We start from the raw sequence: 16,021 nt of genomic DNA on the forward strand, positions 1-16,021 counted from the left end.
AAGCCCGGCCAGACGCAGACACATCCGGAGTGGGAAATGCTGAAGAGAATTACGCTTCTGGCGCGGCGGGACGACCTGACCTTTGACGAGTTCTCGAACCACTGGTTCACCGTTCACGGCGACATCGTCAAGGACATGCCGATGGTGCACGGCTACATCCAGAACCCGATCAAGGCACGGCTGCTGACGGCCCTGAACGCCGAGAACCCGTTCAGCTTCGACGGTATCGTCGAGTTGTGGTTCAAGGATCAGGCGGCCCAGGACGTGGCCTTCGCCGCCGATGCGGCAAAGCTGCTTCCGAAGGACGAGCTGAACTTCATCAGGGGGATTACGATCTTCCCGGTGACGGAAGATCGGTCCGGCCCCGAAGGGCTTCCGGTCAAGGTCATCATCGCCGCCCGGTTCGGCGACGGCAGCGACCGTGGCCAGGACAACACGAAGGCACTGGTGGGCCAACTCGCCGCGCTCGACGGGGTGCAGGTCGTGTCGGTCAACCATCTCGATGAGGTCGGCTGGCGAGAACATCTCTGGCATGAACCTCTGGCCCCGAACGCGCTCATCGAATTGGGCTTCGACTCCGAAGGCGCGCTCGACGCTTTCGCAGGCTTGTCGGGGCTGGCCGACATTTATGCTTCCCTGACGGACGGCAATGGCGTCCTCGAAGCCTATCAGGTATCGCCCCGCCGGATCATCTGAAGCCGGGGTGCGCGCGTCAGGTCCCGAGGGTCGATACTCCCGTTTGACCGCTTGGGACACTGACACGCAAAGTATCGGCCCGGTGTCATTCCCGGGCCGATAGCTTTGCGTATCAATACCCTTGCCCCGTTCCCGGCTCGGTGCCGACGGCGTGTCATGATGCCCGGAACGCGGGTTCATCTGGCAGACGGCCTGCATGGCGGGCAGAACTCATAATTAGATATTGACTAAAGCATTCGCAGATGAAACCCTTTTGCCAGGCCTCCCGGCTCAAGGGGCCGGGACGCCCGGAGGAGGGCGGATCATCCACGTGATGCGCAAGCGATCTAGCGGAGGAGAAGATGCCGGACACGACAAGCATCCAGACCTGGCCAGATGCCGCTGCACCGTTTGATCGACAGACCTCCGGCATGACCGATGACGCGCCTGCCGCCCCGGCGGTTCGGCGCAAAACCTCACCCTGCGGAGATGTACTATGAACAAGCCGTTCTCGAACGAAAACCCGCTCGAAGCCGTCAGCGCCGAGACCCGCGCTTTCCTGCAAGCGAAGCACAAGCTCTTTATCGGCGGTGACAGCGTCGACGCCGCCGAGGGCGGGCGCCGCGACGTGATCGACCCCGCGACCGGCAAGGTGATCTCGAACGTTGCGGACGCCACCGGGAAAGATGTCGATCTGGCCGTTTCGGCGGCCCGCAAGGCTTTTGACGATGGCCCCTGGCGGAAGATGAAGCCGAACGAGCGGATGAAGATCATCTGGCGCCTTGCCGAGCTGACCGACAAATATGCCCAGGAGCTGGCCGAACTCGACGTGCTCGACGAGGGCTCGCCCTATTTTGTCGTCAAGAATTTCTACATCAGCCTCGCGGCGGATCATTTCCGCTATTTTGCCGGCTGGGCCAACAAAGTCGACGGCACGACCATGCCGGTCAACATGGATGGCGAATGGCATGTCTACACGGTCCGCGAACCCGTGGGCGTGGTCGCCCAGATCCTGCCGTGGAACGTGCCCTTCCTGATGCTGTCGTGGAAACTGGCCCCGGCACTTGCGGCGGGCTGCACCGTCATCGTCAAGCCGGCCGAGGATACACCGCTTTCGGCGATCCGCTTCGCCGAGATCTGCCGTGAAGCGGGGATTCCGGATGGTGTCGTCAACATCCTCACTGGCGACGGCAAGGTCGGCGCGGCGCTGGTCGAACATGACGGCGTCGACAAGATCGGGTTCACCGGCTCGACGGCGACCGGCAAGGCCATCGTCCGTGCCTCCGCCGGCAACCTCAAGCGCGTGAGCCTTGAACTCGGTGGCAAGAGCCCGGTCTTCGTCTTTCCCGATGCGGATATTGACGCCGCCATTCCGCAGGTTGCCGAATCCGTGTTCCTGAACAGTGGCCAGGCCTGCACCGCCGGCTCGCGTCTCTACATTCACGAGGATGTCTACGATCGTGTGATCGAGGGCGTCGCGAAGTATTCCGAGGGCCTCAAGCTGGGTCATGGCCTCGACGAGTCGACCAATCTCGGCCCGATCATTTCGGAGAAGCAATACAACCGCGTCACCGGCCTTCTGCAATCCGGGATCGACGAGGGCGCCAGTCTGGTGGCGGGCGGCGACGCCGGAATGGCCGGATACTTCGTGCGCCCGACCTTGCTGCGGGATGTCACGCCTCAGATGTCGGTCTACCAGGAGGAAATCTTCGGGCCTGTCATCAGCGCGATGAAGATGACGACGGAAAATATCGACGAGCTCGCGCGCGAGGCGAACAACACCAACTACGGCCTTGCCGCCAGTATCTGGACCTCCGATATCAGCCGGGCCCACAAGCTGGCCGCGCGAATCCGCGCCGGGATCATCTGGGTCAACACCCACAACCAGAGCGACGCGAACATGCCCTGGGGCGGCTACAAGCAGTCGGGCTGGGGCCGTGAAATGGGCAAGCCGGCGATGGATATGTATACCGAGGTAAAATCCGTCGCCGTCGCCTTGTAAGCATCGGCCGGGGCGTCGCAGAGCCAGCGCCGCCCCGGCTGGACGCCAGGGAAGTTCCACGGGCGAGCCTCCCGGCTCCGACCGCGCCCGATTGCCGGCAAAGTGTCGGTGGCGCCGCGCCCGGCAAGTGAGCGGTGTTAGCCAGAGCGGCACTGATCCATGCGCCTTGATCCAAACAGCCCAGACATCCTAAGGTTCCGACAGACGCATTCGAATGCTGACACGGGAGGCGCAGGTGTTTTCGACGCCCACTCGGATTTTCCATTCCGTTTTTTTCGTTTCCGCGTTTGGTATTGCTTTTGCCCTCTCTGGTTCACCCGGGTTGGCTCAGAGCACTCCCGATCGCGGATCGACCGAAGCTCACCTGCTCCGCATACAGGCGGTTCAGTACACGCCTGAGCAGATCGGGAACCTGCAGGCCTGGCTCGCCGATCTAGGCTACGAGTCCGGTGTGGTCGACGGCATTGCCGACCGTGATCTCGCCGCGGCAATCGGGGCGTTCGAGGCGGATCAGGGCCTGCCCCCGCTTGGCATGGTAACCGACGAGGTGTTCTCGCTCGTAGCCCAGGAATGGCAGGGGCGGACCGGAACACTTCAGCGCATGACCACTGCTGCGGCGGACACGGTCGGTGCCGGTTCTGCCGGGGCAAATCCCGCCGGGGGCGAGAGTTGTGCCGCCCTGCTGGCCGGGCTGACACTGACGCCCCCCGCCTCCCGCATGGATTTCGAACTGAGTCAGGCCGACATCAATTCCGGCCTTCTTGGAGACGAAGTCGGCACCACTGCGCAGCTGTTCTACACCAACGAGGCCGACAACATTCTGATCGCGGACGAAAGCCAGAATGGCGTTTCCGCGCGCGATGGCGATGACACGATCTTCGTCTTCAATCCCGGGCTTGGGGCGGCCATCTCCGCCGATGGCGGTGGCGATACGATCCATATCTGTTCGCTTTCCAAAGCGTTGAACATGGTGGCCCCGGCCGAAGGTATGCCGGTATTCGACTCGATGCCGGATACGATCGTCATCCACGCCGCCGCCTTCGCCGCGGCGTCGGCGATGGGCCATAACCAGGTGCAATGGCTGGAAAGCGTCCATAAAATCGACGGGGCGCAGATCCTCATTCCGGGATTCGACGCGCGAACCGACCGGATCATCCTGCGCTCGCCCGAGCCGGTGACGCCGCAGATCATCGACGATGGCTTCACCGCGGTGGTGCGGGCGGGGCCGATCGAGTTCCGGTTCCTCTATTCCAGCCCAGATGCCCCCAGCCCGCTGGAGGGCTTCATCGTCGAGACGGCCACGACGGAGGATGTCGGCGCCGATCAGGCGCTGACACAAACCCTGCTGGCAGGTGGAGCCGAGGAGATGTTCGGCCTGAGCGCGGCGCAACTGGCGGGGCTGGAGGCCGGCGGCGTGCCGGAACCAGGCGAGACCGAGACAGGCGTTGCAATTCGCCCCGACGACCCCGCGCGCGCCAGCGCCGAGGGCACCTGCGAAACGCTGGCGGGTTACACCGGGCTGGACCCGGCAGAGGACAATATCACCACGGCCTCTTACGGGAGCCGTTATTCGACATGGCGCGACAGTGACGATGCCATCCTTCTGCGCGGCGACGGCGATCAGCACTTTCTCGTCGCCGGTGGCGGCGACGACCAGATCTGGTTGTACGATATGTCTGCCGACAGCTACATCATGGCCGGGCCGGGCGCTGATCTGGTCGTACTGTGCTCGATGGAGGATGTGGGCGGGACAGTCGGGCTCGGAAATGGAGATCAGGATGCCGATACGCTGGTCATCGGCCCCGATGTGCTGCGCGACATACCGGCAGGGTTCACCCGCCAGCTCATCCTGATGGAGTTTCAGCCGGAGTTCGACCGGCTGATCCTGCCCGCCGGTGATTATGCGCTCGAGATCGACGTGCAGAACCTGGGACTCGACAACGTCATTACCTATGGTCCGCTGCGGATCACGCTTCTCCTTTCGAACCTGCAGGACGAGAGCCGTCTGCGCGCCGCCGTGCGGATCGGGGCGCTTCCTGTGCGGCTGTATCTCGACGACATGGCCGCGCGCAGCGTGCCGATCCTGCCCGCCCCTGCCCTGCCGGTGGACCCGGCGAGCTGGGCGGCGGCGCACCGGCTTTCGGGCGGACCGCCGCCGGGGGCTGCGCCGATGCAAACCTGCGATCACGCCCGGATGCTCCAGACGGTGTCGGCTCCTGTCGAAGAAGCGCCGGAACACAGCCTCTCGGCGCTTTTCCTGACCTATGGCGATGGCGACGACACCGTGGTTCTGCGGTCGGTCGATGACGATCCGGTCAATGGCATTCTCACGGGCAGCGAGATTGCGACCGGAGCCGGAGACGACATGGTGCATGTTTTCACCGGACACGCCGCGGTCGACCCCGGACCGGGCGCAGATACTGTGCTTGTCTGCGCGCTGGATGCGCTGGTTTTCGCCCTGAGCGCCGCGGCCGATGGGGAACCGGATACGATCATCGTCGATTCCGGTGTGTTCCTGACGCCAGTTGTGGAGCATCTCTACCGCAACATCGCCACAACCGGGTTCGGCGATCCGACCGACCGCCTGGTCGTGCGTTTGCCGCCTGGTGCGGCCGCCAAATGGGACGAAATTTTCGGACTCATCGTGGTCGCGAATGGGTATGAGACAAGGATTTCCGTCGGCCCGACCCCGGACGATCTGCCGCCACGGCATCACATTGACCCCGACAAGATCGTGATCTGGCCCTTGGGCGCATCGCCATAGCCGCAGCGGCGGGGCGGGATGGGGCCTGACCCGGCTCGTCGTGTCATGCCAGCCCGGCACCAGCCTTTCCAGCGAGGGCTGGCTCAGATCACCTCCGAATCCGGCTGGATCCGAAACCGGGTGCCGGTTCACTCCGGGCGGCCCACGCAGGCCGGGTGCGAAAATGGTCAGGTTTGACCGGCGAAGATCCTATGCTAGCCTGCAAGGTATTCAAAAGACGAGTATTCATATCCGGGGGGGTAGCATGTTTAAAGAATTTCTTGCCGTCGTATCGGTGGCGGTCGCTTTGTATCCTGCGTCTGGTGTTGCACAAAGCCTTGGCGATCTGAGGCAGGGGATGCGGGTCATCAATGATATCAACCGGGCGATCCAGGGGCAGCTTGAGAACGACACGGGTCAACCGAACCCGAATCGTTCGGGAAATGCGCCCGCCGTAGCCCGGCAAACGGTGCGGGAAGTGCAGGCCCTGCTGACCGACATGGGCTATGATCCCGGCCCCATCGACGGGATGATGGGGCAGCGCACGCGCAACGCAATTCTGGCATTCGAGCGCGACTACGGCCTGCCCGTCACCGGCGTGCCGGGTCCGGACCTGCTTGCCGACCTGCGCTACGCCGCTGCGGGATCGGCGAGCCAACCCGAACCAACGGCAAGCCAACCCGCCCAGCCTCTATCGGGCCAGCCGAGCTTCGATTGCGGCAAGGCGACCACCCCGAGTGAACGGGCGATATGCGGGTCGTCCGACCTTGCCGAGCTGGACCAGGCAATCGCGCGCAACTTCACCTCCGCCTATGAAGGTGCCGGCCGCGATGGCCGGGAACGGCTGCTGAACGAGCAGCGTGCATGGCTTGCGCAACGCGACGATTGTGGGGGCGATGCACCATGCCTCGCCTCGTCGATGGGAGTGCGCGCGCAGAATCTGGCTCAGATCGCGGCGGTCATCGGGGGGACGCCTCCCGTCGCGTCGACCGGGGTCGAAGGCGGTGCGACGGCAGCCGAGGCCACAGAGGTCGCCGGCAATCGCGCTGTGGATCAGGGCGAGACGCTCCTGATTACCTATACCGGATCGGGGTCCGGCATTCGACCGGAGTCGGAAGAGCAGCAGCGGCAGCGCGATCTTCTGGCTCGAACCATCTCGTCGCAGGTGCTGGGAACCGAGCTGGAACCGGTCTTCCTGGACCAGCAGCCCCTTACCCCGGAGCAGGTGCACCAGATCTTCGAGACAGCCGGCGTGCCGATCCCGCAAGTCCTCCAGATCCAGATGGACCGCGAGCGGGTGAAAAACGCGACCGATGTCAGGTTCAACGCGGATTTGTCACGCAGCGACATCAACGAGTTCGAGCGGCAGCGCATAGAGGCCGCGATGCGTGACACCGCGCGAGCGGCCATGATTGCCGACGCGATCGACACGCCTCTGCCGCTGACCCTCATCTGCGGAATTGGAACGGACGCTTACGACTTTGAGCGCCAGATGTTTCCCTTCGATCAGGACGACATCAAATATTGCTTCGCGGGTGAACCGAACAACGTGGGCTCGCTTCGCGGCCACAAAACCCAACTCCCGATCCAGACCGATTTCCACCCCGAGGGATACCCGGTCGATCCGTCAACGGCGGAACAGGTTGTCGATGAACTCCGAGGGTCGCGCTTTGCGCTTGCCATTCCGGCGACTGTGACCGGCAGGATTGCGAATGACCGCAATGGCCGCCCCAAATTCGTCTTCCAGGTGACCCCGACGGGTCCGCTTGAAGTGCGCCCCGGCCCCGATCTGACGCGGGTGCTGCACATTTTCTCCTCCGACCAGATGCGCGACGTCAACGATACACCCGAGGCACGCAGGCTGGCCGACTTCGACCGTGCCTGGTGGCTGGAGAATACTGATGAGATCGACATCATCGCTGCCCGCGCCGTGGCAGAGCCGGCGGGCGCGATCGACAGTGGTTCGTTGTTCGACACCTTCACCGGGCTGACCTTTGCATTCCGCGGCGCCTACAGCGAAGCGCTGACGACGGGCGACCGCAACCTTGCCGATTTCGTCAAGACGGGGTCGGGCCGCGATCTGGTGCAATTGTCGCAAGCGCTGAACGTTCCGGTCGAAAACATGGTCGAGGTATCCCTGCCGCTGGTCGGGGGAACGACAGCGCGCTTTCAGACCGCCGTGATCGTGTTGCCGCAGCCTCTGAGCGCATATTCGGTGACCGACATGTTGCCAGACTACGCCAAGCAGGATGACGGTTGGCCATTCTCGAACGTCGAATTCAAAGTCACGGCCGAAAACGTGGCCAGCGCGCCCGATGGCCGGGAGGTCCTGCTTCTCGCCGGGCATCCTGACCGATTGGTGGTAAGGCGCAGCTCGCCCAAAGTGGCCTGGCAAAACGCACCGGAAATCGCGAGCGTCAGCTTTTCGCGTGCGGAGGTATCCGACGCGCTGCGGATCGAACTGGCCTGGAAATCCGACCTGATCTGGACGGGTGCGCGGCTGGCCGGCGTGGATCCGGCTCAGGTTTTCGTGCAGCAACTGGCCAACAGCCGGTTCGCGGGTTCGGATTCCTTTGCCAGGATGGAAGCGGCGCAGCAACTGACCAGCGCCGCAGCAACGCGCAACGCGACCGGCGATCCGCTTTGGATGAAGGCCCGGATCGTTCTCGACCCTTATGATTTCGAGAAACAGGGTTGGCGGGTTGGCAGCCTTTCGCCCGCGCTCAGCGCGGACGCACCGGAGGCCGATGGAGCCTTGCAGGTCCAGTTGATCGCGGCAGGCGACGATATGCAGATCTTCATCCCCGAAGATCAGGACGCGGCCCGGACCTTCCAGCAAGGCAATCCCGGTTTCCCCGAGTTCGACGCGCTGATCGCGGTCCGTGTCTCGAATGTCGACTCCGGCATCGGCACCGACCTGAACAGGCAGATGACCGTAAGGTATGAGCCCGTCGAAATCCTGCTGTTCGATAGCGGAACCGGCGAGATCGTGTTTAATGAACAAGCGGTTCGCCTACGCCACGTCTATGAGGCGAAAGCCGAGGCACCTGTCGCCTCGACCGAAAGCCCTGATCCGGGCATCGCAGGCGATCTGGTGGGGAGCCTCGCCATTCTCGGCATGCGGCTGGGCGACGATTTCGAAACCGCTCTTGCTTCGATCTCGGACCAGATCGGCGCCGAACGCAGGTATTTCGCCACGACTGACGCCCGCCAGAGCGCGGCCGTGGACGCCAATGTACGCCCCATCATGGATTGGGATTCCTTCCATAACGGCGTTCTGCTTGAGGCGCCCTCGCGCCGCGAAATGGTGGCAATCTACCATGAACCGCCCGCCCTCGCTCATCAGGTCACCGCGATGTCGCGGACCATGATTTTCGCACCGGGTTCGGGGCCGTCCTGGCCGCAGTTGCGGGACAATATGTTGCAGACATATCCGCAAATCCTGTCCGAGACCCTGCCGGACGGCGACCTGCCCGCCACGATTGCACTCTGGTTGGAGCCACCGATTCAGCCCGGCCAAACCGTTGACGCAAACGCGAGCGCCTGCAAACGCTCGTTCGCCGCGAGCGTCGCGACCAGCGGCACCATGCTGGACATGGACCGCGAGGCGCGGGAGACTGATATTCTGAAATCCTTTGACAATCGGGCAACCTGGGTGGACGAGAAAGGCGATCCGGCGATTCCGGCATTTGCGAGCCCCTTGTCTATGCCGTGGCTTTTCGAAGGGCGCGGAGACTGTCCGGACTACGAATTCATGGCAGTGACCCTTGCCTATGGCGACGACGGTCGAATCCTCGAATTCCGGCAGGCTGTTTCCAATCCGGCAAGCCTCGCAGCCATTGCCGCAGACCGCCAGAGAGCGGCTGAGAACGAGCCGCCGGAATTTGAACTGAAATTATAGTGTCGGCGGGGCAATCCGCGCGGCAATCGGGGCGCTCTCCTGTGGATAAAGCCGGGGGCGTATCGGCAGGGCTGCCCCGTTGCCACCGGGCCGGCGAAGAGGTGATCAAGATGAAGACGGTTCTCATTTTCCTGATGGCGTTCTTCGCCACGCCGGCTTTGGCCGAGGGCGATCCGGTCGAGGTGTGGCTCGGGCTTGGCGGCTGCGAGCGGGCCCGCGTTCCATTTCGGCTGACGGTCATGGATGACGGCAAGGTCCGGATGTCTGGCCAGTTCGCGCCGCAGATGATGGACGGAGCGATTGGCCCCGACGCTGTATCGCTGGCGTTTTCAAGCTGGCTGTCGCGCCGTGCGCCGAGCCGTCAGCCTCAGTTCAACCTGTCCGGCAGCGCCGATCTGGAGGCGGGCCTGCTGGTCGGCACGATGCAGGGGATGAAGGAATGTGAAACCGTGGTGGCGATGCGGGTCGACCTGCCGCCTGCCGCGGCGCAGCCGGGATTGCTGGCAAAGGTGGCCGGCGTCACCAACGCCCGCGGCATTCTGACGGACGCGGATTGCGAGGCGTATTTTGGTTGGCTGGCAGAGGCGGGCACACCGTCGGACGGCCCGCGGAGTGGGCCGAATATCAATCCGGCTTTGGGCGATCACGCCCGGATGCAGGCGGTGTTGGGCACGGATATCTATCGGTGGCGGGCGGAGCATTGGGTGGAGGTCAGGAAGCTGGCGGAATGCCGGCGCTTGTTCAGCCGGTCCGACAATCCGCGCCATGCCGAGGTGATGGCGGCGGCCCAGGGGCGCGGCAAGCTGATCCCGACCCCGCTCGATCAGGATCCCGATCCGGCCGCGAGCAGCCAGTGGATCTATGCCTTTCTCATGGCCCATGCAGACGATTTCACAAAGCTTGAGGATTTGCTCCGCCTTGCCGTCATCAGCCCCGATGCCGTTCTGGCCGGCCCCGGCGGCTCTGGCCCGGCTCCCGTGGCTGAGCCCGACGAGACCGGTCAAAGCTGGATCGGCGTCCTGTCCTGCGGGCGCGGTGACCGGTTCCTGAACGTGACCCAGACCGGGGCGGAGGTGACGCTTGAAACCGGCCCGGGCCTGTTCGGTGGGGTCGAGCCGGCGCTCGTGAGCATGTCGGGGCGCGTCGGCGACGGGGCGTTTGTGCTTGATCCGCAAGAATGGATCGTCAAGCCAAGCTCGATCCTGGGGGCCCCCGAGGCCATCGGGCTGCGTGGCGAAACCAGCGGCGGGATGGCAGAGATACAGGGCACGATTCAGGGGTCGGCGGATTGCACCGGGTTTCGTGCGCTCAAACAGGTGCCGCCGCCCCTGACTCTGAACGCGGAGGGGCTCTTGTTCCAAAGCCGGATCGACCTCGACGGGTGCGTTTCACTGGCGGAATGGCTGGCGACAGGGTCCGAGGACCGGATCGGCCGGATACCCTTCAACCCGCTGATCCTCGACGATGACAGCATCGTCGCGCTCTTCGGAAAACCGCTGGCGCATTGGGATGCGCCCGACGTTGGCCGGTTCCGTCGGATGACGTCCGAGTGCCGCGTGGCGCTCGGCGCCAGCGCGCAGATCGCGCACCAGACCCTCCTGACAAGCATCCCCGACTGGACCGTGGCGCCGCTTTCGACAACCCGTGAGGGCGGGTCGAGCGACGGGTGGTATCACTACGATCTGATCCGGGTCATGGGCGCGGATGCGGAGCGGGGCCGGGGCCTTCAGCTTGACGAGGTCCGCGCAATGCCCGCAGAATTCGGATCGCTCGCGGCGATTGACCAGCTCGTCGTCGCCACGGCGAATGCCGAAGGCCGGCTGCGCTATCTGCGCCAATCCTCCGTCGATGCCCATTTGCATGACATGACCGAAGCCCGCAAAGCCCTGGCGCTGCGGATCGCGGAGAGCGAGCTTGCGGCCCTCGATGCTCATCCCGCCACGCTGGACGGACTGCTTCAGGCCGAGCAGGATGCAGAGCGAAGCGCCCTGCAGTTCGAAGAGCATCAGGCCCCCGAAGCCGCGCAGGCGGTGGCCAGCGGGTTTCGCAGCTTTGCCGAAGCGCGCGGGCTCCTGCTTTGGAACAGCTACCTCCCCGAGTTCGCCGCGCGGCTTGAGGGCCTGTCCGGTGCCGACTATCGGCACTTTGGCGAAATTGAACAAATCCGTGATATCGAGACCACCCTGATGCGCTTTGCGCGGCCACAATCGGCCGCGGCGACCAGAGCGGCCTATGATGCGCATGTCGATATTATGGAGGCCACGGTCGAGACACTGGTCGCAGCGTCACTGCCCGGGCTCCTGGCTTACCTCGATGCGCTGCCACTTTCGGAGGCGGGTTTGGCCGCCGCAAACGACCTGCTTGCGACCACATTTCCGCGCCAGACGCCATCGCCAGCGCGAGACGCACTCAACGCGGCCGTGGCGGCGAAACAGGCCGCCTATAATCCCGCGGGCTATCTCCGTCCGGATGTGATCTATGGCTTCACGCGCGAAACCTGGGATGATGTCGAGTTTCAGGGGCTTGAGAACCTCGCCTATATTGCCACCCTTCTCAAGCAGTTGCGCGACAGCTGTCCGATGACCATCCAGATCGGCGATGCGGCCATGTCGTCCTATGTGCTGCGCGGCGCCACCGACGCGACCGAGCGTGTGTTGCGCGGCGAGGTCCAAAGTCGTTCGGAAGCACAGCGCGCCGTTCTTCTCATGGCCAACACCCTGTTCAACCAGCCGGGCTGCGAAGTGGATTTCTTCGGCAATCAGACGAGCAATTGCACGTCGCCGGAGGATCATGCCGCGGCGGTCCAGCTGTTCATGACCTCGGGCCCGGCGCTTTCCGATATGCGCAGGGTTCTGGCGCAGGGATGTTCGGCCCCGGAGGTCGCGGCGTTAGGGCGGGGCGCCTCGCGGTTTGTCGAGCTGCGGCCCTATTCGGCGACCCTGCCGGCAACACCGCTCCCGCGCCTCGCCGCGTTCCTCCAACAATAGCCGGGCGGCTGCGTTTGTGTGATCCGAGGGGTTTGGCGTGCCATGCCGGACGATATCGGTCTGCGGGAATAACGAAGTCGTCGGCGATCTCGGTGCGCTGCTGAGGGTCATATCCCGTCGGGGCCCCGGCCGAGATGGCGCGAACGGGTTCTGTGGTCAGAATGGTCATGACCTCGGGTGCCGGTCGCTGCGCACCGCCCCGGTCTATTCCGACGGTGTCTCCTCGCGCGACGAGGCGTCGGCCAGCGCAAAATCATTCAGGGACTTGGGCAGGTAGGCTTCCACATCGGCGACAGAGCATTCGATATGCTGTTCCACCAATCTCACGCAGGCCTCGACGTCGCCGTTGATCGCGCTTTCAAAAATCGCGGCATGTTCCTTGCGCACGTCGCGGTGCTTGCGGTTGTTGCGCAGCGCCAGCCGCAGATATCGGATCGAATGTTCGTGCAACTGACGCCGGAAGTCGATCAGCCAGTTGTTGTGGCAATTGCGGGCCAGGCAATCGTGAAAGCGCGAGTTTCTCTTATGCCACTCGTTGACCAGTTGCATGTCGTTGTCCGACAGCATCCGGTCTTCCACCAGTTTCAGCAGGTGGTAGGCGGCAAACAGTTCGGCCTCCCACTGGTCGTCGCGATTGGCCAGTGAGCCACGTACCGCACCGACTTCGGCGATCTTGCGGGCTTCGCTCAGGCTGCGGAAATCCTCAAGGCTGAGCCCCCGCACGAAAAAGCCGCGCTGCCGCTCCGACACAACGAGGTTGTCGGTCAGCAGGCGCGACAGGGCTTCGCGCATGGTCGCCGTCGACACATCGAATTCACGCCTCAGATTGTCGACGTGCAGCCGCTCTCCCGGTGCGAGGTCGAAGCACAGGATGCGGCGTTTCAGCTCGGCCTGAACGGTCTCGATCGCCGTCGGTTTTGAAGTGCTCTGATTCTCGCTGTCCATCCTGGAGGTCCGCTGTCTGGTCTCGGCGAACCTATGCTGCCGGCCCCGGCAAATCAACGACTTGAGATGGGAAAACGGTGTTCGTTACAAAAAAACGTTTTATAGTTTGACAAAACGATGTTCGGAAAATACCAAATTGCGAAGTAAGCGCAGACGGGAGGAGCTCGGGGATGTTGCAGCCGAAGGCCGTGATCGAACACAGTCTTTTCATTGACGGGGCTTATGTTCCGGCGCGTTCGGGCCGGATGTTCGAGAAGATTTCGCCGGTGACGGGCGAGGTTATGGCGCGGGTGCACGAGGCCGGGCGCGAGGATGTCGATCATGCCGTCCGCGCGGCAAAGGCGGCGCTGAAAGGCCCGTGGGGCAAGCTGACGGTGGCCGAGCGGGCCGGGCTGCTTCAGGACCTGTCGCGCGAGATCAACGCGCGCTTCGACGATTTCCTTGAGGCTGAGGTGGCCGATACCGGCAAGCCGAAAAGCCTGGCGCGGCTCGTCGATATTCCCCGTGGCGGCGCCAACTTCGCCACTTTTGCCGACATGATCAAGAATCTCGGGTCCGAATTCTTCGAGACCGCAACGCCGGACGGCGGCAAGGCGATCAACTACGGCACCTACCGGCCCAAGGGCGTGATCGCCGTGATCAGCCCGTGGAACCTGCCGCTTCTGCTGATGACGTGGAAGGTCGGCCCGGCGCTGGCCTGCGGCAATACCGTCGTCGTCAAACCCTCCGAGATCACGCCCGCGAGCGCGACGCTGCTGGGCGAGGTGATGAACGCGGTGGGCATTCCCAAGGGCGTCTATAACGTGATCCACGGCTTCGGCCCGGATTCCGCGGGCGAGTTCCTGACCCAGCATCCGCTGGTCGACGGCATCACCTTCACCGGCGAGACCCAGACCGGCGAGGCGATCATGAAGCAGGCCGCGGTGGGCTTGCGCGACATCTCCTTTGAGCTGGGCGGCAAGAACGCGGCCATCGTCTTCGACGATGCCGATCTCGACAAGGCCGTCGCGGGCACGATGCAATCGGTGTTTTCCAATTGCGGGCAGGTCTGCCTCGGCACCGAGCGGGTCTATGTCCAGCGCCCGGTCTATGATGAGTTCGTCGCCCGGCTGAAGCAAAGCGCGGAAGGGCTGGTGTTGGGCGGCCCCGATCATCCCGGCGTGGGGATTGGCCCGCTGATCTCGGAAGAGCATCGCGAGAAGGTGCTCAGCTATTATCGCCTGGCCGCCGAAGAGGGCGCGACCGTGGTCACCGGCGGCGGCGTGCCGGAGCTTGGCGACGACCGCGACCGCGGATTTTTCGTTCAGCCGACGATCTGGAGCGGCCTGCCCGAAACCAGCCGCATCGTGCGCGAAGAGATTTTCGGCCCCTGCTGCCATGTGCAGCCTTTCGATACCGAAGACGAGGTGATCGCGCTCGCCAACGATAACGATTACGGCCTCGCCTGCGCGCTCTGGACGCAGGACATCTCGCGCGCCCACCGCGTGGCGCCGCAGATCGAGGTTGGCCTTGTCTGGGTCAATTCGTGGTTCCTGCGCGATCTGCGCACCGCGTTCGGCGGGTCGAAGAAATCCGGCATCGGGCGGGAAGGGGGCGAGCACTCGCTCGAATTCTACACCGAGCGCGCGAACATCTGCGTCAAGCTGTAAGGGGACGGGCCGTGGACGAGGTTATCCGGAACACCGCAGAAGCCCTTTTGGCGGCAGCGGAACAGAATAAGGCGATTGCGCCGGTTGCCGCCGGGCTGGGTGCGGGTGCGGATGTGAACACCGCCTATGCCGTGCAGGACGAGATCACCAAAGCCGGTCTGGCCGCGGGGCGTCGGCTTGTCGGGCGCAAGATCGGGCTGACCTCTGCGGCGGTCCAGGCGCAGATGGGCGTGGACCAGCCCGATTACGGCATGCTCTTCGCCGATATGGAATATGCCGATGGCGAGACGATCCCGGCCGGCCGGCTGATCCAGCCCAAGGTCGAGGCCGAGCTGGCCTTCGTCCTCAACCGCGATCTGCCGGACGAGGACGCGACCGCCGCCGAGCTGATCGGGGCGATCGCCTACGCCCTGCCGGCGATCGAGATCGTCGACAGCCGCATTCGCGACTGGAAGATCGGCCTGCTCGACACCATCGCCGACAACGCGTCCTCCGGGCTTTACGTGCTGGGCTCGCGCCCGGTGCCGCTGGCCGATTTCGAGCCGCGGCTCTGCGGCATGGTGATGGAGCGCACCGGCGAGCCGGTCAGCTTCGGCGCAGGCGCGGCCTGTATGGGCAACCCGCTGATCGCGGCGCTGTGGCTGGCGCGGCGGATGGTGCAGGTGGGCCGGCCCTTGATGGCGGGCGACGTGATCCTGTCGGGCGCGCTCGGGCCGATGGTGCCGGCGCGGCCGGGCGATGCGTTCCGCGTCGCCATCGCCGGGCTGGGCGAGGTGACCGCCCGTTTCGAAAAAGAGGAAAAGGCGCAATGAAGAAGAAGGTAGCGATCATCGGTTCGGGGAATATCGGCACGGATCTGATGATGAAGATCCTGAAGGGGTCTGACGAGCTGGAAATGGCGGCGCTGGTGGGGATCGACCCTGACAGCGACGGGCTGCGGCGGGCGCGGGAGCTTGGCGTGGCGACGACCCATGAGGGGCTGGAGGGGCTGCGCGCGATGCCGGGCTATGGCGAGATCGCCATCGTGATGGATGCCACCTCGGCCCATGCCCATGAGGTGCATCACCCGGTGCTGATCGCCGACGGCAAGCAGGTGATCGACCTGACGCCGGCCGCGAT

General features: G+C 64.2%; 9 protein-coding genes. 8 read left to right on the forward strand and 1 reads right to left on the reverse strand.

Annotation, left to right across the window (positions count from 1 at the left end; genetic code table 11):
* Positions 1-36: 36 nt before the first annotated feature.
* From QMG28_RS04850 to QMG28_RS04870, 5 genes are all read left to right on the forward strand, one after another.
* A complete protein-coding gene (locus tag QMG28_RS04850) occupies positions 37-696 on the forward strand; it encodes an EthD domain-containing protein (protein WP_281841022.1) in 660 nt (219 codons plus the stop codon).
* A 475-nt stretch (positions 697-1,171) separates the two neighbouring features.
* Positions 1,172-2,677 (forward strand): aldehyde dehydrogenase family protein, encoded by a 1,506-nt coding sequence (locus QMG28_RS04855; protein WP_281841023.1) that lies wholly within the window; start codon positions 1,172-1,174, stop codon positions 2,675-2,677.
* A 322-nt stretch (positions 2,678-2,999) separates the two neighbouring features.
* The gene (locus QMG28_RS04860) at positions 3,000-5,441 is read left to right on the forward strand and encodes a peptidoglycan-binding domain-containing protein (RefSeq protein ID WP_281841024.1); all 2,442 of its coding nucleotides are present in this window, start codon (positions 3,000-3,002) and stop codon (positions 5,439-5,441) included.
* A gap of 244 nt (positions 5,442-5,685) precedes the next feature.
* The gene (locus tag QMG28_RS04865; protein ID WP_281841025.1) at positions 5,686-9,321 is read left to right on the forward strand and encodes a peptidoglycan-binding protein; all 3,636 of its coding nucleotides are present in this window, start codon (positions 5,686-5,688) and stop codon (positions 9,319-9,321) included.
* Between the two features lie 110 nt (positions 9,322-9,431).
* Positions 9,432-12,308 (forward strand): hypothetical protein, encoded by a 2,877-nt coding sequence (locus QMG28_RS04870; protein ID WP_281841026.1) that lies wholly within the window; start codon positions 9,432-9,434, stop codon positions 12,306-12,308.
* 204 nt (positions 12,309-12,512) lie between these two features.
* On the opposite strand, the gene QMG28_RS04875 is transcribed toward QMG28_RS04870, so the two are convergent.
* The gene (locus QMG28_RS04875) at positions 12,513-13,253 is read right to left on the reverse strand and encodes a GntR family transcriptional regulator (protein WP_281841027.1); all 741 of its coding nucleotides are present in this window, start codon (positions 13,251-13,253) and stop codon (positions 12,513-12,515) included.
* A 170-nt stretch (positions 13,254-13,423) separates the two neighbouring features.
* Between QMG28_RS04875 and QMG28_RS04880 the strand changes: the two genes are divergently transcribed.
* The 3 genes from QMG28_RS04880 to QMG28_RS04890 all read left to right on the forward strand — a co-directional run.
* On the forward strand, positions 13,424-14,902 hold the full coding sequence (locus QMG28_RS04880) for a 2-hydroxymuconic semialdehyde dehydrogenase (protein ID WP_281841028.1): 1,479 nt from the start codon (positions 13,424-13,426) through the stop codon (positions 14,900-14,902).
* Between the two features lie 11 nt (positions 14,903-14,913).
* Positions 14,914-15,714 (forward strand): 2-keto-4-pentenoate hydratase, encoded by an 801-nt coding sequence (locus QMG28_RS04885; protein ID WP_281841029.1) that lies wholly within the window; start codon positions 14,914-14,916, stop codon positions 15,712-15,714.
* On the forward strand, positions 15,711-16,021 hold a 311-nt coding region (locus QMG28_RS04890), incomplete at its 3' end, for a Gfo/Idh/MocA family oxidoreductase (RefSeq protein WP_353545358.1). The genes QMG28_RS04885 and QMG28_RS04890, both read left to right, overlap by 4 nt.

The sequence above is a fragment of the Sinisalibacter aestuarii genome (assembly GCF_027923545.1).
GTDB lineage: Bacteria > Pseudomonadota > Alphaproteobacteria > Rhodobacterales > Rhodobacteraceae > Sinisalibacter > Sinisalibacter aestuarii.